Source organism: Streptomyces sp. NPDC047014 (assembly GCF_040644195.1).
Taxonomy (GTDB): Bacteria; Actinomycetota; Actinomycetes; order Streptomycetales; family Streptomycetaceae; genus Streptomyces.
The window spans coordinates 31,343-49,181 of sequence record NZ_JBEYVX010000029.1 but is presented as its reverse complement, the minus strand read 5'-3'; the positions used below and the strand labels follow the sequence as shown (position 1 = coordinate 49,181).

15 protein-coding genes are annotated in these 17,839 nt (G+C 74.3%); 6 read left to right on the top strand and 9 right to left on the bottom strand.

Annotated elements, in window-relative coordinates; translation table 11 throughout:
* Positions 1-26 precede the first annotated feature (26 nt).
* The gene (locus tag ABZ873_RS18260) at positions 27-569 is read left to right on the top strand and encodes a DUF3291 domain-containing protein (protein ID WP_360872522.1); all 543 of its coding nucleotides are present in this window, start codon (positions 27-29) and stop codon (positions 567-569) included.
* 207 nt (positions 570-776) lie between these two features.
* Here ABZ873_RS18260 and ABZ873_RS18255 read toward each other — a convergent pair whose 3' ends face one another.
* On the bottom strand, positions 777-908 hold the full coding sequence (locus ABZ873_RS18255; RefSeq protein ID WP_360872520.1) for a hypothetical protein: 132 nt from the start codon (positions 906-908) through the stop codon (positions 777-779).
* 9 nt (positions 909-917) lie between these two features.
* On the opposite strand from ABZ873_RS18255, the gene ABZ873_RS18250 reads away from it, so the two are divergent.
* Both ABZ873_RS18250 and ABZ873_RS18245 read left to right on the top strand, forming a co-directional pair.
* A complete protein-coding gene (locus ABZ873_RS18250) occupies positions 918-1,190 on the top strand; it encodes a TerD family protein (protein WP_360872517.1) in 273 nt (90 codons plus the stop codon).
* A 137-nt stretch (positions 1,191-1,327) separates the two neighbouring features.
* Complete coding sequence (locus ABZ873_RS18245; RefSeq protein WP_360872515.1) at positions 1,328-2,179, top strand: YhjD/YihY/BrkB family envelope integrity protein; 852 nt, start codon at positions 1,328-1,330, stop codon at positions 2,177-2,179.
* A gap of 31 nt (positions 2,180-2,210) precedes the next feature.
* Here ABZ873_RS18245 and ABZ873_RS18240 read toward each other — a convergent pair whose 3' ends face one another.
* Entirely contained in the window at positions 2,211-2,678 is a 468-nt protein-coding gene (locus ABZ873_RS18240) for a hypothetical protein (protein ID WP_360872511.1), read from the bottom strand.
* A gap of 38 nt (positions 2,679-2,716) precedes the next feature.
* On the bottom strand, positions 2,717-4,258 hold the full coding sequence (locus tag ABZ873_RS18235) for a fatty acyl-CoA synthetase (protein WP_360872508.1): 1,542 nt from the start codon (positions 4,256-4,258) through the stop codon (positions 2,717-2,719).
* A 153-nt stretch (positions 4,259-4,411) separates the two neighbouring features.
* Here ABZ873_RS18235 and ABZ873_RS18230 point away from each other — a divergent pair, with 153 nt between their 5' ends.
* Complete coding sequence (locus ABZ873_RS18230) at positions 4,412-6,910, top strand: penicillin acylase family protein (RefSeq protein WP_360872505.1); 2,499 nt, start codon at positions 4,412-4,414, stop codon at positions 6,908-6,910.
* A 37-nt stretch (positions 6,911-6,947) separates the two neighbouring features.
* Here ABZ873_RS18230 and ABZ873_RS18225 read toward each other — a convergent pair whose 3' ends face one another.
* From ABZ873_RS18225 to ABZ873_RS18215, 3 genes are all read right to left on the bottom strand, one after another.
* Complete coding sequence (locus tag ABZ873_RS18225) at positions 6,948-8,048, bottom strand: ionic transporter y4hA (RefSeq protein WP_360872502.1); 1,101 nt, start codon at positions 8,046-8,048, stop codon at positions 6,948-6,950.
* A gap of 227 nt (positions 8,049-8,275) precedes the next feature.
* Complete coding sequence (locus ABZ873_RS18220) at positions 8,276-9,862, bottom strand: acyl-CoA synthetase (protein ID WP_360872499.1); 1,587 nt, start codon at positions 9,860-9,862, stop codon at positions 8,276-8,278.
* Between the two features lie 7 nt (positions 9,863-9,869).
* Positions 9,870-10,985, bottom strand: a complete 1,116-nt coding sequence (locus ABZ873_RS18215; protein ID WP_360872496.1) for a nitronate monooxygenase — start codon at positions 10,983-10,985, stop codon at positions 9,870-9,872.
* Positions 10,986-11,214: 229 nt separating this feature from the next.
* Here ABZ873_RS18215 and ABZ873_RS18210 point away from each other — a divergent pair, with 229 nt between their 5' ends.
* Positions 11,215-13,065 carry a serine hydrolase gene (locus ABZ873_RS18210; RefSeq protein WP_360872491.1) on the top strand — a complete coding sequence of 617 codons (1,851 nt, stop codon included), beginning with the start codon at positions 11,215-11,217 and terminating at the stop codon, positions 13,063-13,065.
* Between the two features lie 22 nt (positions 13,066-13,087).
* Here ABZ873_RS18210 and ABZ873_RS18205 read toward each other — a convergent pair whose 3' ends face one another.
* Complete coding sequence (locus ABZ873_RS18205; RefSeq protein ID WP_360872488.1) at positions 13,088-13,489, bottom strand: VOC family protein; 402 nt, start codon at positions 13,487-13,489, stop codon at positions 13,088-13,090.
* 122 nt (positions 13,490-13,611) lie between these two features.
* Here ABZ873_RS18205 and ABZ873_RS18200 point away from each other — a divergent pair, with 122 nt between their 5' ends.
* Positions 13,612-14,061: a nitroreductase family deazaflavin-dependent oxidoreductase gene (locus ABZ873_RS18200; RefSeq protein ID WP_360872486.1), complete on the top strand. Its 450-nt coding sequence runs from the start codon at positions 13,612-13,614 to the stop codon at positions 14,059-14,061.
* A gap of 69 nt (positions 14,062-14,130) precedes the next feature.
* Here the strand turns inward: ABZ873_RS18200 and ABZ873_RS18195 are convergent, their stop codons facing one another.
* Positions 14,131-15,717, bottom strand: coding sequence for an NAD(P)/FAD-dependent oxidoreductase (locus ABZ873_RS18195; protein WP_360872483.1), 1,587 nt, complete (start codon positions 15,715-15,717; stop codon positions 14,131-14,133).
* Positions 15,714-17,816 (bottom strand): tetratricopeptide repeat protein, encoded by a 2,103-nt coding sequence (locus ABZ873_RS18190; protein ID WP_360872480.1) that lies wholly within the window; start codon positions 17,814-17,816, stop codon positions 15,714-15,716. The genes ABZ873_RS18195 and ABZ873_RS18190 overlap by 4 nt, the downstream gene beginning before the upstream one ends.
* Positions 17,817-17,839 lie beyond the last annotated feature (23 nt).

Sequence of the window (17,839 nt, the reverse complement as noted above, 5' to 3'; positions counted from 1 at the left end):
CCACCCCCCAGCCAGGGAAGAGCCCCATGCCCCATCTTGCGCTGTACACATTCGGCGTCCTGCGGTCACCTCTCGCCGATCCCGGACCTCTCACGCGCGAGTTCTACGCCCGCGGCGAGGCCGTCTACCGAAAGATCAGCCAGCACCCCGGCTACCTCGGCCACGCCGAAACGACAAACGGCACCCAGGGCGAATTCTTCGAGGCGGACTGGGGCGCGTGGGGAGAGTTCGCCGTACCGACGTGGTACGACAAGGGCCGCACGGCGGACACCACCGCCCTCGCCGCGACCCTCTCTCTCTGGACCGACCTGCACCCCGCCTTCGACGCCGTCTACACCGGCTTGCACCGTGCGGCACTGAACCGGCGCCACGACTGGTTCGAGCGGACAGGCCACCCGAGTCATGTCATCTGGTGGGTCCCCGACGGCGCCATACCCACCTGGCAGGACGGCGTCTCCACACTCCAACACCTCCACACCCACGCCCCCACACCCTCGGCCTTCACCTTCCACCACTCCTTCGCTCCGGAGGGAACTCCGACGAAGTCCATGCCGAAGTCACAGCGGTAGGCGCGAAGCCCCGCCATCGGTGCCCGAAGGCTGACAGACTCTCCGCCGCAGCGAGGGAGGCTCCATGGGTTTCGGATTCCGCGTTGGTGTGCCCGGGATGAGCGTGCGCGTGTCGACGAGGGGCGTACGGACGTCCGTCGGGCCTCGGATGGCGCGTGTGAGCGTAGGTGGCGGCCGGACCACCCCCTCCTCGGGCATGGGCCCTCTCTACGCCTCCACCGCACTCGGCAGTGGACGCCGCCGGACCAGTACGAGCCGCAGCTCGCGCTCCGGCGCGCACCCACGGTCCGCCGTACCGTCGAGCGCGCCGCCGTCCACCTCGCAGCCCTGCCCGCGCACGTCCAGCGGATGACGATCGCGATCAACATGGACGTCGACACCGGGCTGACGTGCGGCTCCCTCGCCTACGCCGAACTGTCCATACTGGCCATCGGATGCGCCACCGCCACGTGGAGCTTCCGGCCGCCTGTGGACCCTGCCATCAAGGCCATGGTCATCGCGGAGCTGTACCGGCACAGGTCCCCCGAGGGACGTCCGGTGTGGAAGCTCCGAGCAGTCGGACAGGGGTGGGCCGACGGGCTCGACGGCCTGGCCAGGGCGCACGGAGTCGATGTCACTTAGCCCGTCGCGCACGAATGCCGTCCCGACGAGCAGGTCGGTACCTGCTCTGCTCCGCCGTCCAGGTGGAGCAGACCCCTTTGGATCTACTTCCGGGGGTCCCCGGGAAGGGCGGAGCGGGGCGGGGTAGGGGGAATTGTGTGACCTCGATCCTGCGGCGGCTTCATGACCGGCTCCAGGGCTCTCAGATCGGGCTGGCCTGGAGCCGGGGCCGGGAGATGGAGCTCATGCACCGGGCCATGGGCTTCGCGGCGCTCGGGTTCCTGACGCTCGTGCCGCTGCTGGTGGTCGTGGCCGCCGCCGCGCCCGGCAGTGGTTCCGGGTTCGGGCGGTGGCTGGGGCAGGCGCTCGGGGTGACGGCGGCCTCGCGGGTCCGGATCGAGATGGTGTTCGGTGCCGCCGACCTGGCGCTGGAGCGGACCACCGCCTTCGGGCTGGCGGCCCTCGCCGTGTTCGGCCTGACCTTCGGCGCGGCCGTGCAGACCGGGTACGAGAAGGTCTGGGACCTGCCGACGGCCCGCTGGCACACCATGTGGCGGCATGTGGTCTGGCTCGCACTGCTCGTCTGCTACCTCGGGCTGCTCGTGGGGATCCCCGCGCCCTCCGACGGGGTCCTCGGCACCATCGTCGGCACCACCGGCGACCTCCTCGGCACCTGCCTGTTCTTCGTCGCCTCCCAGCGCCTGCTGCTCGGCGGCCGGGTCCGCTGGCGCGCCCTGGTCCCCGGGGCCGTCGCCACCAGCATCGGACTGCTCGGCCTGCGGCTGTTCTCGCAGCTGGTGTTCTCCCCGCTGATCGCGTCGAACGCGGTGACCTACGGGCCCTTCGGGACCCTGCTGGTGGTGCAGTCCTGGCTGGTGGGCGTGGGCTTCGTCGTCTACGGCGGCGCGCTCGTCGGCCGCCTGGTCCACGAGCACCTCACCCTGCGCCGCCTCCGCCGCGGCGGCGTCTTCCCGCCCGAGGGCCCCGCCCACTTCCCCTGGCATCACTGATCCGTACGGCCCGGGGAAGGCCGCCCAGAGGTCACACCGCCCGGTCCCGGTCCCACGCCCACTCCAGCTCGCGCACCGCGTCCGCCGCCTCCCGCCGGACCTCCGCCTCCGGGTGGCTCAGGTACCGCTCCACCACCGGCAGCGCCGCCGCGTCGTGCGTGTCGGCCAGGATGCCGAGGACGTACACCAGCAGTACGGGCTCGAACCGGTCCGCGCCCGCCGCCAGTGGCTCCACCAGCGCGAAGGGGAACCGGTAGCGCGTCGAGGCGGTGCAGATCGCGTGCAGCGCGGACTCCCGCACCACCGGCGGCTCCTCGGGCAGCGCGAGCGCGAGCGCGGCCAGGCGGGCGACGGCCCGTTCGGCCTCCTCCTGCGGGGGCAGGCCCGTATCGAGGGCGTCGCCGATCGCGTCCAGCCACAACGACCGGTCCACGGGCGGGCCCTCCAGCCGCGTCCAGGCCGATGCGATCAACGCCGACGCGCTCGGGTACGAGTCCATGTCGGCAGAGTCTACGGAGACGGCTCCCGCGGCCGGCCTCAGCCGATCGGGGAGCCGAAGCGGTCCCGCAGTTCGCGCTTGAGGATCTTGCCGCTGGCGTTGCGCGGGAGGTCGTCCACGAACAGCACCCGCTTCGGGGCCTTGAAGTGCGCGAGCCGGTCCCGGGCGTACGCCATCAGCTCCGCCTCCGTCACCTCGCCGCGCGGGACCACCACCGCCGTCACCGCCTCGATCCACCGCTCGTCGGGCAGCCCGACCACCGCCGCCTCCGCCACCCCCGGGTGCGTGTACAGCACGTCCTCCACCTGCCGCGAGGCGACGAGCACCCCGCCCGAGTTGATGACGTCCTTCACCCGGTCCACCACGGTGTAGTAGCCCTCCGTATCGCGCACCGCCAGATCGCCCGAGCGGAACCAGCCGTCCCGGAAGGCCCGCGCGGTCGCCCCGGGGTCGTTCCAGTACCCCTGGCAGAGCTGCGGCGAGCGGTACACCACCTCGCCCGCCGTCCCGTCGGGCACGTCCCGGCCGTGCTCGTCGACGACCTTGGCCTCCACGTGGCGTACCGGCCGCCCGCAGGAGTCCATCCGCCCCGCGTGCTCCCGCGGCCCGAGCACCGTGGCCAGCGGTCCGATCTCGCTCTGACCGAAGCAGTTGTAGAAGGCGAGCCCCGGCAGCCGCTCGCGCAGCCGTTCCAGGACGGGCACGGGCATGATCGACGCCCCGTAGTACGCCTTGCCCAGCCCGCCCAGGTCGCGGGTGGCGAACTCCGGATGCCCGGCCAGGCCGATCCACACCGTCGGCGGCGCGAAGAGGCTGTCCGACTCCCCCGCCTCGACGAGGTCGAAGAGCTGCGCCGCGACGGGCCCGTCCACCACGGTGTTCCGCGCGCCCACCGCCAGGTACGGCAGCAGGAAGACGTGCATCTGCGCCGAGTGGTAGAGCGGCAGCGCGTGCACCGGACGGTCCCCTTCCGCCAGGTCCAGGGCCGCGATGGCGCTCTCGTACTCGTGCACGAGCGCGCGGTGGGTCATCATCGCGCCCTTGGGCAGCGCGGTGGTCCCCGAGGTGTACAGGAGCTGCGCCAGCCGCCCCGGATCCGGTGCGGCCGTGAAGGGCAGCGGCTCGGCGAGCCCGTCCAGGAAGGAACCGGGCGCATCGCGCAGGGGCCGTACGGGCCGCCCGGCGGGCACCCGGCCGGCCAGGTCCGGGTCGGCGAGGACGAGGGCGCTGCCGGAGTCGTCCAGGACGTGCGCGAGGTCCTGGCCGGTGAGGTTCTGGTTGACGGGTACGTGCACCAGCCCGGCCCGGGCGCAGGAGAGGAAGGCCAGGAGGTACGCGTCGGAGTTGTGGGCGTAGGTGGCGACCCGGTCGCCCTCGGCCAGCCCGTACCGCTCGCGCAGCAGGGCGGCACCCGTGGAGACGGCCGCGTCGAGTGCGGCGTACGTCCAGCTCCGCTCGCGGTAGCGGAGGGCGGGCCGGTCGGGGACCCGCCGCGCGCTGTCGTGTACGAGGCCGTCGACCGTGTTGTCCCGTACGGGCCGTGCTCCGGGGGCGTCGGGTACCTCTCGCGCTGCCGTCATGGCGCGATCCTCGCCGCCCCGGTGAAACGGGTCAATGACCTTACGCCAAAAGGATGTTGACAGCCGATCGGGCCGCCTGCATGAGTGTGAGGGCACAGAGGCACCGCCCGTCCGACGGCTCACGCGCCCATCCGCAGGCCCCTTGGAGACACGTTGCATCTCAGCACCCCTCGCTCACGCCCCGGCCCACGCCCCCTGCTCCGCCGCGCGGCCCTCGTCGCCGCGGCGCTGCTCGCCGCGACGGCCGCGCTCCCCCAAGCCCCGGCCCACGCCTCGTTCGACGCCCCGGCCTCCGCCCCCGGCGAGCGCATACCCTCCGGCGGTGGCCTGTCCGCCGTCATCCGGTACACCGAGAACGGCGTCCCGCACATCCTCGCCCGCGACTACGCCCGCCTCGGCTTCGGCACCGGCTGGGCGCAGGCGGCCGACCAGGTCTGCGTCCTCGCGGACGGGTTCGTCACCGTCGCGGGCGAGCGCTCGCGCTGGTTCGGCCCGGCCGCCGCGCCCGACGGATCGCTCTCCTCCGCCACCGCCAACCTGACGAGCGACCTGTACTTCAAGGGGGTGCGCGAGTCCGGGACCGTCGAGAAGCTGCTGGCGACGCCCGCACCGGCCGGGCCCAGCAAGGACCTCAAGGAGCTGATGCGCGGCTGGGCCGCCGGATACAACGCCTGGCTCGCCCAGAACAAGGTCACCGACCCGGCCTGCAAGGGCGCCGCCTGGGTGCGCCCGGTCACCGCCACGGACGTGGCGGCGCGCGCCTTCGCCGTCTCGGTCCTCGGCGGCCAGGGCCGCGCGGTCGACGGCATCACGGCCGCGCAGCCGCCGGCGCCGGGCACGGGCCCGCAGGCCGGCGCCCCCTCAGCCGCAGAGCCGGACGCACCGCAGGACCCCACCGCCGCCGCCCAGGCCGCCAGGGACTTCTTCGACACCACCCGCTACGACATGGGCTCCAACGCCGTGGCCTTCGCCGGTTCCACCACGGCGAGCGGCCGCGGACTGCTCCTCGGCAACCCGCACTACCCGTGGCACGGCGGCCGCCGCTTCTGGCAGTCGCAGCAGACCATCCCGGGCGAGCTGAACGTCTCCGGCGCCTCGCTGCTGGGCACCGTCGCCGTCAGCATCGGCTTCAACGAGAAGACCGCCTGGAGCCACACCGTGGCCACCGGCACCCCCGTGAACCTGCACGAGCTGGCCCTCGTCCCCGGCGACCCGACCGCCTACCTGGTCGACGGCGCCCCGGAGCGGATGACCCGGCGGACCGTCACCGTCCCGGTGGCGGGCGGTGATCCCGTCAGCCGGACCCAGTGGTGGACCCGGTACGGGCCCGTGGTCACCCAGCTCGGCGGCTCCCTGCCGCTGCCCTGGACCATCCGTTCGGCCTACGCGCTGAACGACCCCAACGCGGCGAACCTGCGCGGCTCGGACACCGCCCTCGCCCTCGGCAAGGCCCGCTCGGTCGCCGGGATCCAGCAGGCGCTGGCCCGTACCCAGGGGCTGCCCTGGGTGAACACCGTGGCCGCCGACTCCGCGGGAGGCACCCTCTTCACGCAGAGCCAGGTACTCCCCCGGATCACGGACGAGCTGGCCGCCCGCTGCTCCACCCCGCTGGGCCGGGCCGTCTACCCGGCCTCGGGGCTGGCCGTCCTGGACGGCTCGCGCGCCGACTGCGCGCTCGGCTCCGACCCGGACGCGGTGCAGCCGGGCGTCTTCGGCCCGGCGAGGGCACCGGCGCTGCGCGACGCCCCGTACGCCGAGAACAGCAACGACAGCGCCTGGCTGGCCAACGCCGACCGGCCGCTGACCGGGTACGAACGGATCTGGGGCGATGTCGCCACCCCGCGCTCGGCGCGCACGCGCGGCGCGGTCGAGGACGTGTCCGCGATGGCGGCGCGGGGCCGGCTGACCGTGGCCGACCTCCAGGCGCAGCAGTTCGCGAACCGCGCCCCGGCCGGTGACCTGGCGGCGGGCGACGCGGCGCGGGCGTGCGAGGCGCTGCCCGGCGGCCGGGCCACGGCGGGCGACGGCTCCGTGGTGGACGTCTCCGCGGCGTGCGGGGTGCTGGCCGGCTGGGACCGTACGACGGACAGCTCCAGCCGGGGCGCGCTGCTCTTCGACCGCTTCTGGCGCCGGCTGACCGCGTCCACGCCCGCGAAGGACCTGTGGCTGGTGCCGTTCTCGGCCGCCGATCCCGTACGTACGCCCCGTACGCTCAACCGGTCCGCGCCGGGCATCGGCCGGGCCCTGGCGGAGGCGGTGGCGGAGCTGAGGGCGGCCGGTATCGCCCTGGACGCCCCGCTGGGCGAGCACCAGTTCGTGGTGCGGGGCGGCCGGAAGCTGCCGGTGGGCGGCGGCACCGAGGCGCTCGGGGTGTGGAACAAGATCGAGGCGCGGTGGGACGCGGCGGCCGGCGGCTACGCGGAGGTCGTGCACGGCTCCAGCCATATCCAGGCGGTGGGCTGGAACGGCGGCCCCTGTCCGGTGGCCCGCACGCTGCTGACGTACGGCCAGTCCTCGGACGCGGGCTCGCCGTACGCGGCGGACCAGACGCGGCTGTTCTCGCAGGAGCGGTGGGTGACGGCGCGATTCTGCGAGGGGGACATCCTCAGCTCGCCGCGGCTGCGGGTGGTGCCGGTGTACGAGCGGCGCTGACCCGCGCCCCGCGTACCTCCTCCCGGCGGGCGGCCCGTCAGGGGCTCACGGCCAGGAAGAGGTACGCGGCCAGCAGCACGATGTGCACGCCGCCCTGGAGCAGCGTGGCGCGGCCGGGGACGATGGTGAGGGCGCTGACCACGATGGTGAGGGCGAGCAGGACCATATGGGTCGGGCCGAGGCCGAGCAGGAGCGGGCCGGAGAGCCAGATCGAGGCCAGGGCGATGGCCGGGATGGTCAGGCCGATGCTGGCGATGGCGGAGCCGTAGGCGAGGTTGAGGCTGGTCTGCACGCGGTCGCGGCGGGCGGCGCGGACGGCGGCCAGGGTCTCGGGCAGCAGTACGAGCAGGGCGATGACCACACCCACGACCGCTTGCGGCAGACCGGCGGCGGCGACGGCCCGTTCGATGGTCGGGGAGACGGCCTTGGCGTCGCCGACCACCGCCACCAGCGCGACCAGCAGCAGCCCGAGGCTGAGCAGGGCGGCGCGGGCGGTGGGCGGTTCGGCGTGCTCGTCCTCCACGCCGTCCTGCCCGGTGTCCACGGGCAGGAAGTAGCTGCGGTGGCGGACGGTCTGGACGGCCACGAAGAGCCCGTAGAGGGCGAGGGAGGCCACGGCGGCGAAGGTGAGCTGCGCGGTGGAGAACTCGGGGCCGGGCTTGCTGGTGGTGAAGGTGGGCAGCACGAGGCTGAGCGTGGCGAGAGTGGCGACGGTGGCGAGGGCCGCGCCGGAGCCCTCGGGGTTGAAGACGGCGATGCGGTTGCGCAGGGCGCCGACGAGCAGCGACAGGCCGACGATGCCGTTGCAGGTGATCATGACGGCGGCGAAGACGGTGTCCCGGGCGAGCGAGGCGGTCTTGTCGCCTCCGTCGACCATCAGGGTGACGATGAGGGCCACCTCGATGACGGTCACCGCCACGGCGAGCACGAGGGAGCCGAAGGGTTCGCCCACCCGGTGGGCGACGACCTCGGCGTGGTGGACGGCGGCGAGGACCGCGCCGGCCAGGCAGAGGGCGACGAGTGCCACCGCGAAGCCGGGTAGGTCGCGCCCCCAGCTGAGGACGAGCGCGACCAGCGCCACCACGGGGACCACGACGGTCCAGTCGGTCAGGGGGGATCTGCGGGCAGCCGTACTCATATATGCAAACTTGCCAGAAGTGTCCCCTCTGTGCGGCGCAAGGCGCGCGACCGGCCGCTTGACGTGGCCTTTCTCACGCGATCATCCGGCGTGGCGGACGGCGGCCCGGGGCGGCCCCGGCCCGGGCCGCTGCGGGCGGGTCGGTCCCGGGCGGCCCGGAGCGGGTGTGCCCGGGCGGGTCAGTCCCGGCGGGTGGGCCCCGGGCGGGTCGGCCACCCGCCCCGTGCTCACATCGCCCGGTCGTGCCCCTCCCAGTACGGATCGCGCAGCCGCCGCTTGTACAGCTTGCCGTTCGGGTCGCGTGGCATGGCCTCCGTGAAGTCGACGGTCCTGGGCCGCTTGTAGCGGGCGAGCTGCCGCTCGCAGTGGTGCAGGATCTCCGCGGCCAGCGCCTCACCGGCCACGAAGCCCTCGGCCGGTTCGATGACGGCCTTGACCTCCTCACCCCAGTCGGCGTGCGGGATGCCGAAGGCCGCCGCGTCCGCCACGGCCGGGTGGGAGAGCAGGGCCGACTCGATCTCGGCCGGGTAGATGTTGACCCCGCCGGAGATGATCATGTCGATCTTGCGGTCGCGGAGGAAGAGGTAGCCCTCCTCGTCCAGCAGGCCGAGGTCCCCGACGGTGAAGAAGTCACCGATGCGGTTCTTCCGCGTCTTGCCCTCGTCCTTGTGGTAGCTGAAACCGCCGGTGTTCATCTTCATGTAGACGGTGCCGAGTTCGCCCGCGGGCAGCCGGTTGCCCTCGTCGTCGAAGACGGCCAGCTCGCTGATCGGCCATGCCCTGCCGACCGTACCCGGCTTCTTCAGCCAGTCCTCGGCGGTGGCGAAGGCGCCGCCGCCCTCGCTCGCCGCGTAGTACTCCTCCACGCAGCCGCCCCACCAGTCGATCATCGCCCGTTTGACGTGGTCCGGGCAGGGCGCGGCGCCGTGGATGGCGTGCCGCATGGAGGAGACGTCGTACGCGTCCTTGGTCTCCTGGGGCAGGGCGAGCAGCCGGTGGAACTGCGTGGGCACCATGTGGGTGTGGGTGCAGGCGTGCCGGTCGATCAGGCGCAGCATCTCCTCCGGGGTCCACCTGTCCATCAGGACCAGCGGGTGCCCGATGTGCAGGGCGGCGCCCGCGAACTGCAGGACGGCCGTGTGGTAGAGCGGCGAGCAGACCAGGTGGACGTTGCCGTCGAAGGGCCGGATGCCGAAGATGCCGAGGAAGCCGCCGAGGTACGTCTCCTCCGGCAGCCGGCCCGGCAGCGGGCGGCGGATCCCGCGCGGGCGGCCGGTGGTGCCGGAGGTGTAGTTCATGACCCAGCCGAGGGTGCGGTCCGCGGGGGCCGTGGCGGACCGGCGCGCGAGGAGGTCCCCGTACGGCCGGAAGCCCGGAACCGCTCCGACGGCGTAGCGGTGGCTCGCGGGCAGGGCCGCCTCGTCGGCGGCGGCGGTGGCGGCGTCGGCGAAGCGCTCGTGGGCGATGAGGACCTTGGCGCCGGAGTCGGAGACGATCCAGGCGATCTCGGGGCCGACCAGGTGGTGGTTGACGGGGACGAGGTAGAAGCCGGCCTGGGAGGCGGCGAGGTGGGCGGTGAGGAACTCGACGCCGTTGGGCAGGACGACGGCGAAGGCGTCGCCGGTGCGCAGGCCGGCCGCACGCAGGCCGTGGACGAGGCGGTTGACGTCGGCGTGCAGCCGGCCGGCGGTCCACTCCTCGCCGTCGGGGGCGATGAGGACGGTGCGTCCGGGGTCGGCGGTGGCCTGCGCCCAGAAGCCGTTCGGGGGCTGGGCGGTGGGGCCGGTGGGGCTGGTGGGGTTCGTGGCGGTCATGGTGGGATCACGCCTCTCGGACTCGGCCGGCGATGCGGTTGACGCGGTCGACCGCCCTCTCGAAACCTGCGGTGAGCTCGTCGAAGACCGCCTGGACTCCGCGCTCGCTGTTCATCCGGCCGACGATCTGGCCGACGGGGGTGCCGAGCAGCGGTCCGATCTCGTACTTCTGGATCCGGGAGACGGCCTCCGCGACCAGCAGGCCCTGGAGCGGCATGGGCAGTGCCCCCGGGCCCGCCGGGTCGTCCCAGGCGTCGGTCCACTCGGTGCGCAGCTGGCGGGCCGGTTTCCCGGTGAGGGCCCTGGAGCGGACGGTGTCCCCGGAGCCCGCGGCGAGCAGTTTTTCGGTGAGGGCGCGGGAGTGCAGTTCGGCCTCGGTGGTGGTGAGCCAGAGGGACCCGAGCCAGACGCCCTGGGCGCCGAGCGCGAGCCCGGCGGCGATCTGCTCGCCGCTGCCGATGCCGCCGGCGGCGAGGACGGGGAGCGGGGCCACGGCCTCGGCGATCTCCGGTACGAGGACCATGGTGGCGATGTCACCGGTGTGCCCGCCGGCCTCGTAGCCCTGGGCGACGACGATGTCGATGCCGGCTTCGGCGTGGCGGCGGGCGTGCTTGGCGCTGCCGGCGAGGGCGGCGACGAGGACACCCTGCGCGTGGGCGCGGGCGATGACATCGGCGGGCGGGGAACCGAGGGCGTTCGCCAGGAGTGTGACGGGGTAGTCGAAGGCGACGTCGAGCTGGCTCCGGGCGACCTGCTCCATCCAGCCGGTGATCCGCCAGCCGGAGGTCTCGCCCTCGGCCAGCTCGGGCACGTGGTGCTTGGCGAGGGTGTCGCGGACGAAGGCGCGGTGACCGGCGGGGATCATCGCCTCGATGTCGGCCTCGCCGATGCCGTCGACGGCCTTCCTGGCGGGCATGACCACGTCGAGGCCGTAGGGCTTGCCGTCGGTGTGCGCCTCCATCCAGTCGAGGTCGCGCCTGAGGTCGTCGGGGGCGGTGTAGCGGACGGCGCCGAGCACGCCGAATCCGCCCGCGCGGGTGATGGCGGCGGCGACCGCCGGGAAGGGCGTGAAGCCGAAGATGGCGTGCTCGACACCCAGTCTCTTGCTCAGCTCCGTCTCCATGGGCGGCAGGATGCCGTAGCCCGGCGGGCGAGGGAAGAGGTTTTCTGATGCAGCGTCAGATTCTTTACGGGCCCGTCGGTGCGGAGGGTGGCAAAGGCGCGGGCAGATACCCATTAGCCTGCGGCGCGGTCGGCGGGATCCGGCGCGCGGGCGGCGCCCCGCGCGCGGCGCGATCCGGCGCGGCGACCACGGGCGAGGGACGGGCACCGGGCGGACAGGAGGACCGGACATGGCGGAACACACGGGGGCCCCGGCGGCACAACCCCCCGGCGGAACCGGCGCGGAGCGCGGAGCCGCGCCCCGGCAGCGGTGGGGTACGACGCGGCGGGGGCTCGGGGTGGGTCTGCTCGCGCTCGGCGGGGTGCTGGCGCTGCATACCGCGCTGCCCGGGGCCTCGGGGGCGGCCGAGCGGCGGGCGCTGCAAGGGCTGCGGCTGCGCTACGGGTCCGCCCGCCAGGCCGGTCTGCTGGAACGGCATCTGGAGGCGGTGGCGGACGAGGCGCGGCGGTTCCTCGGCCCCTCCCCCGAACACCCCTACTACGCCGGGGCGGTGGTCCTCGCCGGGCGCGGGCGCACCATCGCCCTGCACCGGGCCATGGGCCACGCCGTGCGGTACGCGGAGTACGACGGGCGGACGGACCGGGTCCGGGAGTTCCCCGAGGCCGAGCGGATCCCGATGGCCGAGGACACCGTCTTCGACCTGGCCTCGCTGAGCAAGCTGTTCACCTCCATCCTGGCCGTGCAGCAGATGGAGCGCGGGCACCTGGAGCTGGAGGCCCCGGTCCGCCGGTACCTGCCGGAGTTCACGGGCGGCGGCAAGGAGCTGATCACCGTCCGGCAGCTGCTGACGCACACCTCGGGGCTGCGCTCCTGGGCGCCCTTCTACCAGGAGTCGACCCGCGAGGGGCAGTTGAGGCTGCTGTGGTCGGTGCGCCCGCAGGAGCCTCCCGGGTCGGTGTACCGCTACTCCGACCTCAATCTCATCGCCCTGCAGCTGCTCCTGGAGCGGATCACCGGCCGCACCCTGGACACCCTGCTCCACGACGAGATCACCGCTCCCCTCGGCATGCACCGCACCCGCTACAACCCGCCGCTCTCCTGGCGCCGCGTCACCGCCGCCACCGAGGTGCAGCGCCCGCCCTGGTCCGGCCTGGAACGCGGCCTGGTGTGGGGGGAGGTCCACGACGAGAACGCCTACGCCCTCGGCGGCGTCGCCGGCCACGCCGGGGTCTTCGGCACCGCCTGGGACCTGGCCGTCCTCGCCCGCGCCCTGCTCGACGGCGGGGTCTACGCCGGCCGCCGCATCCTGCGCCCCGCCTCCGTCGAGCTGCTGTTCACGGACTACAACACCGCCTTCCCCGGCGACGACCACGGCCTCGGCTTCGAGCTCTACCAGCACTGGTACATGGGCGCGATGGCCACCCCGCACTCGGCCGGTCACACCGGCTTCACCGGGACCTCCCTCGTGCTCGACCCGTCCACCGACTCCTTCCTGATCCTGCTGGGCAACTCCGTGCACCCCGTGCGGACCTGGCGGGCCGGCAGCGCCCCGCGCGTGGCCGTCGGCAACCGGTTCGCCCGCGCCGTGCCCGTCCGTACCCGGCACGGCGGCCCCGCCTGGTTCTCCGGGATGACCCCCGGCGCCTCGGGCACCCTCACCCTGCCGCCGCTCACCCCGGCGACGGACTCCGCGCGGCTGCGCTGCGCCGTGTGGTGGGACACCGTACCGGGCGAGGGGGCCCTGCACCTGGAGACCTCGGCCGACGGGACCGCCTGGACGCCGCTGCCCTTCACCACCGTGCGGTCCACCGGCGGCACGCCCGAGGAGTGGCCGCGGGGCCGGGTCGGCGGCTGGTCGGGGCGCATCTGGCACCGGCTCGAAGCCCCCCTCACCACCGCCCCGGCGGGCCGCGAGGTCCGGATCCGCTTCCGGCATTCCGCGGCCGGGCGGTATGTGGGCCGGGGCGTGTACGTGGATGTCGTACGGGTCGCGGAACCGGCCCGGCTGCTCTTCGCGGAGGACCGGCCCGCCGACGCGGCCCGCGTCGAGGCCGACGGCTGGACCCGGTCCGCGGACTGACCGCCCGCGCGGAGGCTGCGGTTCAGCCGGCCGGCTGCCCGGCGGCCCCCTCGCGGACCAGGCAGAAGGGGTGCCCGGCCGGGTCCGCGTACACCCGCCAGCCGCGCGCGTCCTCGCCCCGCTCCAGCAGCGCCGCCCCGGCCGCGAGGACCTGCTCCTCGGCGCGGTCCAGGTCGGGGACGCCGAGGTCCAGGTGGAACTGCTGCGGCCGGGCCGGGTCGGGCCAGCGCGGCGGCCGGTGGTCGGCCGCGTACTGGAAGGCGAGGACGGTGCCCGAGGGGGTGTGGAGCGTGGACCAGGTCTCGTCCACCGACCAGCGCGGGTCGGGCCGGTCGACGGTTCCGCCCAGCAGGCACTGGTAGAACGCGGCGAGCTGCCGCGGCGCGGGACAGTCCAGGACCACGCACTGCAATTCAGCGATCATGCGGGGATCCTAGGGGGCCTTCGCGGGATTCACTCTTCCGGCCGGAATGGGTGGTCGGCCCCCGGGCGTTGGGCAGGGCGGATGAGGTGTTGACCGTTCGACCCGAAGGCAGGCGCGACCGTATGACGACCGACATCGACTGGGACCACCCGACCGACCCCCGGGAGGGCAGCTGGCAGCTGGACCATGTGAAGCAGTACGTGTCCTCCGGCGGCACCGAGGGCCAGTACTGGCAGGGCACCCAGACGCTGCTGCTCACCACGGTGGGCCGGATCTCGGGCCGCCCCGTGCGCACCCCCCTGATCTACGGGGAGGCCGACGGCCGCTTCCTGGTCGTCGCCTCCAAGGGTGGCGACGACGCCCACCCGCTCTGGTACCGGAACCTGACGGAGCATCCGGAGGTCCGCGTCCAGGTCGGGCCCCGCGTGCTCCAGGGCACGGCCCGTACGGCGAGCCCGGCGGAGCGTGCCGCGTACTGGCCGGTGATGGTGCGGCACTGGCCGGCGTACGAGGAGTACCAGGCCAAGACGGACCGGGAGATCCCGGTGGTGGTCATCGAGCCCGCGGAGTAGCCGGCCCGGCGGGGCGGGGCGGGGCGCGGCCGGTCTCGGCGCTGCGCCCCGCTGCCGCACGCCGCCGCATCAGCGGCCGAGCGCCGCCATCGCCGCGTTGTGGCCGGGGACCCCGCTGACGCCGCCGCCGCGGACCGCGCCCGCCCCGCACAGCAGGACGTTGCGGTGGGCCGTCTCCACGCCCCAGCGGCCGCTCCCGGCGCCGTCGGCGTAGGGCCAGGAGAGGTCCCGGTGGAAGATGTGCCCGCCGGGCAGCCGCAGTTCGCGTTCCAGGTCCAGCGGGGTCTTCGCCTCGATGCAGGGCCTGCCGTCGGCGTCGAAGGCGAGGCAGTCGGTGAGTGGTTCGGCCAGATGCGCGTCGAGCTGCGCGAGGGTGGCGGTCAGCAGCACCTCGCGGGCCTGCTGGTTGTCCTTCTGGAACAGCCGGGCGGGGGTGTGCAGCCCGAAGAGGGTGAGCGTCTGGTAGCCCTGCTCGACCAGTTCCGGCCCCAGGATCGTCGGATCGGCCAGCGAGTGGCAGTAGATCTCCGAGGGCGGTACGGAGGGCAGTTCGCCCGCACTGGCCTCCGCGTGGGCGCGGGCGAGCTCCTCGTAGCCCTCCGCGATGTGGAAGGTGCCGCCGAACGCCTCGCGCGGGTCGACGGCGGTGTCCCGCAGCCGGGGCAGCCGGCGCAGCAGCATATTGACCTTGAGCTGGGCGCCCTCGGGGGCCGGGCCCTCGGCCGGGCTCCCGCCGAGGAGTTCGGTGAGCGCCTGCGGGGAGGCGTTGACCAGCACCGTGCGGCCGACGACGCGGCCCTCGCCGGTGGCCGTACGGAAGAACACCTCGGCCGGAGCGGTGCCGTCCGTGTCGATCCGCAGCACCTCGTGGCCGGTGGCGATCTCCGCCCCGGCGTCGCGTGCCGCCGCCGCGAGGGCGTCCGTCAGGGCGCCCATGCCGCCGACGGGGACGTCCCAGTCGCCGGTTCCGCCGCCGATGACGTGGTAGAGGAAGCAGCGGTTCTGGAGGAGCGAGGGGTCGTGGGCCCCGGCGAAGGTGCCGATCAGCCCGTCGGTGAGGACCACCCCGCGCACCAGGTCGTCGGCGAACCGCCGCTCCACGGCCTGCCCCAGGGGCTCCTCGAAGAGCATCCGCCAGGCGGCCTCGTCGTCGATCCGGGCCCGCAGCGCCTCCCGGGTGGGCAGCGGCTCGGTGAGGGTCGGGAACACCGCGCGGGCCACCCGCCCGGTGGTCGCGTAGAACTCACGCCAGCTCTCGTACTCCCGCTCCGAGCCGGTCAGCCGGGCGAAGGACTCCCGGGTGCGCCGCTCCCCGCCCCCGACGAGCAGCCCGCCGGGGCGGCCGCCGCGATCGGTCGGGGTGTACGAGGAGACCGTGCGCCGGCGGACCGAGAAGCGCAGGCCGAGATCGCGGACGATCTTCTCCGGGAGCAGGGAGACCAGGTAGGAGTAGCGGGAGAGGCGGGCGTCGACCCCGGTGAAGGGGCGGCTGGAGATCGCCGCGCCGCCGGTGGTGCCGAGTCTTTCGAGGACGAGAACCGAGCGGCCCGCACGGGCCAGATAGGCGGCGGCCACCAGGCCGTTGTGCCCGCCGCCGACGATCACGTCGTCGTACACGTCGTGCCCGAACCCTTGGGAGCCCCTGATGGCGGTCATGGCTCTTGGTAGCACACCTGGCCGAGCCGCTCCAGACAGTGCGCCTCGTCGGCGTGGGCGAGCGCGGTGTCGGGGTGCTCGTCGCCGAGGGAGCGCTCGCGGATGCCCGACAGGTCCCGGTAGATGGGCAGCGCCTCCTCCCAGCGGCCCAGCCGGCCCAGGCCGACGGCGACCTCCCGGCGGCTGACCAAGGTGTCCGGGTGCTCGGCGCCCAGCACCTGGGCCCGGACGGCGCTCACCCGGCGGGCCTCCGCGACGGCCTCCTCCCAGCGTTCCAGGCGGCCGAGGTTGACCCCCAGGACATGCCGGGCGCGCAGGGTCTCGGGGTCGGTGGCCCCGTAGGCGCGGGTGCGGTCGCGGACCAGGACCCGGAACAGGTCGAGGGCCTGGGCGCTGTTCCCGGTGCGGCCGAGCGCGATGCCGACCTCGTAGCGGGCGGCCAGGGTGTCGGGGTGGTCGCGGCCGAGGACGCGTTCCCGGACGAGGGCGACCTCGTGGAAGGCGGCCAGTGCCTCCTGCCAGCGCTCCAGGCGGCCGAGCGCGTAGGCGGCCTCGTACCGGGTGAGCAGGGTGTCCGCGTGCTCCTCGCCGAGGACGGCCGCCCGGTCGGCGGCGGCCGCGGCGGCGGTGGCGTGGGCCTCCGCGTCGCGGCCGAGGGCGCCGAGCGCGCAGGCCAGGTTGTGGCGGCAGCGCAGGGTGTCGGGGTGGAGCGGGCCCGTGGACCGCTCGCGGGCGACGAGCACCGCCCGGTAGACGTCGTACGCCTCCTGGTGGCGGCCGAGGCGGCCCAGTTCGTACGCGGTCTCCTGACGGGCGGCGAGGGTGTCGGGGTGGTCCGCGCCGAGCACCCGGGTGCGTCCCTCGGCCACGGCGGTGTACCCGGCCAGGGCCTCCTGCGGCCGGCCCGAACGGCTGAGCGCGTAGGCGCGGGCGTGCCCGGCGGCCAGCGCCTCGGGGCCGCTCTGGCGCGGGCCGGAGGGGCGCGGTACGCCGTACACGGCGGTGAGGCGGGGGTCCTCGGCGGGCAGCGGGCGGGCGATGGTGGCGCCGGCGGACGGGGTGGCGGGGCGGCCGGGCACGGAGCCGGGGACGCCGCCGGGGCGCGCGGCGGTCCACGCGCCCGTGAGCACGGCCCATTCGCCGCTGGCGGGGCGGGCGTCGAGCCCGGCCTTGCGGCCGGCGGTCATACCGCGGGCCCAGGCGGGCAGCGGCGGCTGGGCCCCGGGCAGCCCGCCGGGGCCGAGCCGGGCCTCGACCAGCCTGCGGTGCACGTGGCGGGCGTCGCCGGGCCGGTCCTCGGGGTGCTTGGCGAGCAGGTCGAGGACCACCCGCTCGAAGTAGCCGGGCAGTTCGGGGCGGTGCTCGCGCAGCGGCACGGGCGCGTTGTCCCGGTGGCCGACCAGCACCGACCAGGAGTCCCCGAGGTCGAAGGGCGGGGCCCCGGTGGCGATCTCGTACAGGACGCAGCCGAGGGAGTAGAGGTCGCTGCGGTGGTCGACCTCGCCGCCGGCGATCTGCTCGGGGGACATGTAGTGCGGGGTGCCCATGGCCATGCCACCGCCGGTGAGCTTGGCGGTGAAGCCGATGTCGTGGGCGAGGCGGGCGATGCCGAAGTCGCAGATCTTCACGGTGCCGTCGGTCAGCCGCATGATGTTGGCCGGTTTCAGGTCGCGGTGGACGACGCCCTGGTCGTGGGTGTAGCCGAGGGCGGCGGCCATCTGCTCGGCGATGTCGACGACCACGTCCACGGGGAGGGGGCGGGTGGCGTTGTCCTCCATCAGCTGGCTGAGATTGCGGCCTTCGAGCAGTTCCATGACGAGGTAGAGGGGGCCGCCGGCGGCGCTGTCGTCACCGAAGTCGTGGACGACGGTCACCCCGCGGTGCTGGAGGGAGGCGGCCACGCGCGCCTCGCGGCGGAACCGCTCGCGGAGCACCTGGGTGAAGTGGGCGTCCTGGTCGGAGCCGATCGGCTTGAGGCACTTCACGGCGACCTGGCGGCCCAGCGACTCGTCCCGGGCGCGCCACACCTCGCCCATGCCGCCGCGCCCGATCAGATCGAGCGACCGGTACCGGCCCTGGATCAGTCTGGACTCCGCCATGTCTTAAAGTCGCCCCCGTTGTC

Coding starts and splice junctions, on each gene's coding strand:
- ABZ873_RS18205 (WP_360872488.1), bottom strand. CDS start 13,489: ATGATCGCTGAATTGCAGTGCGTGGTCCTGGACTGTCCCGCGCCGCGG.
- ABZ873_RS18250 (WP_360872517.1), top strand. CDS start 918: ATGACGATCGCGATCAACATGGACGTCGACACCGGGCTGACGTGCGGC.
- ABZ873_RS18210 (WP_360872491.1), top strand. CDS start 11,215: ATGGCGGAACACACGGGGGCCCCGGCGGCACAACCCCCCGGCGGAACC.
- ABZ873_RS18225 (WP_360872502.1), bottom strand. CDS start 8,048: ATGAGTACGGCTGCCCGCAGATCCCCCCTGACCGACTGGACCGTCGTG.
- ABZ873_RS18240 (WP_360872511.1), bottom strand. CDS start 2,678: ATGGACTCGTACCCGAGCGCGTCGGCGTTGATCGCATCGGCCTGGACG.
- ABZ873_RS18215 (WP_360872496.1), bottom strand. CDS start 10,985: ATGGAGACGGAGCTGAGCAAGAGACTGGGTGTCGAGCACGCCATCTTC.
- ABZ873_RS18200 (WP_360872486.1), top strand. CDS start 13,612: ATGACGACCGACATCGACTGGGACCACCCGACCGACCCCCGGGAGGGC.
- ABZ873_RS18190 (WP_360872480.1), bottom strand. CDS start 17,816: ATGGCGGAGTCCAGACTGATCCAGGGCCGGTACCGGTCGCTCGATCTG.
- ABZ873_RS18235 (WP_360872508.1), bottom strand. CDS start 4,258: ATGACGGCAGCGCGAGAGGTACCCGACGCCCCCGGAGCACGGCCCGTA.
- ABZ873_RS18195 (WP_360872483.1), bottom strand. CDS start 15,717: ATGACCGCCATCAGGGGCTCCCAAGGGTTCGGGCACGACGTGTACGAC.
- ABZ873_RS18260 (WP_360872522.1), top strand. CDS start 27: ATGCCCCATCTTGCGCTGTACACATTCGGCGTCCTGCGGTCACCTCTC.
- ABZ873_RS18220 (WP_360872499.1), bottom strand. CDS start 9,862: ATGACCGCCACGAACCCCACCAGCCCCACCGGCCCCACCGCCCAGCCC.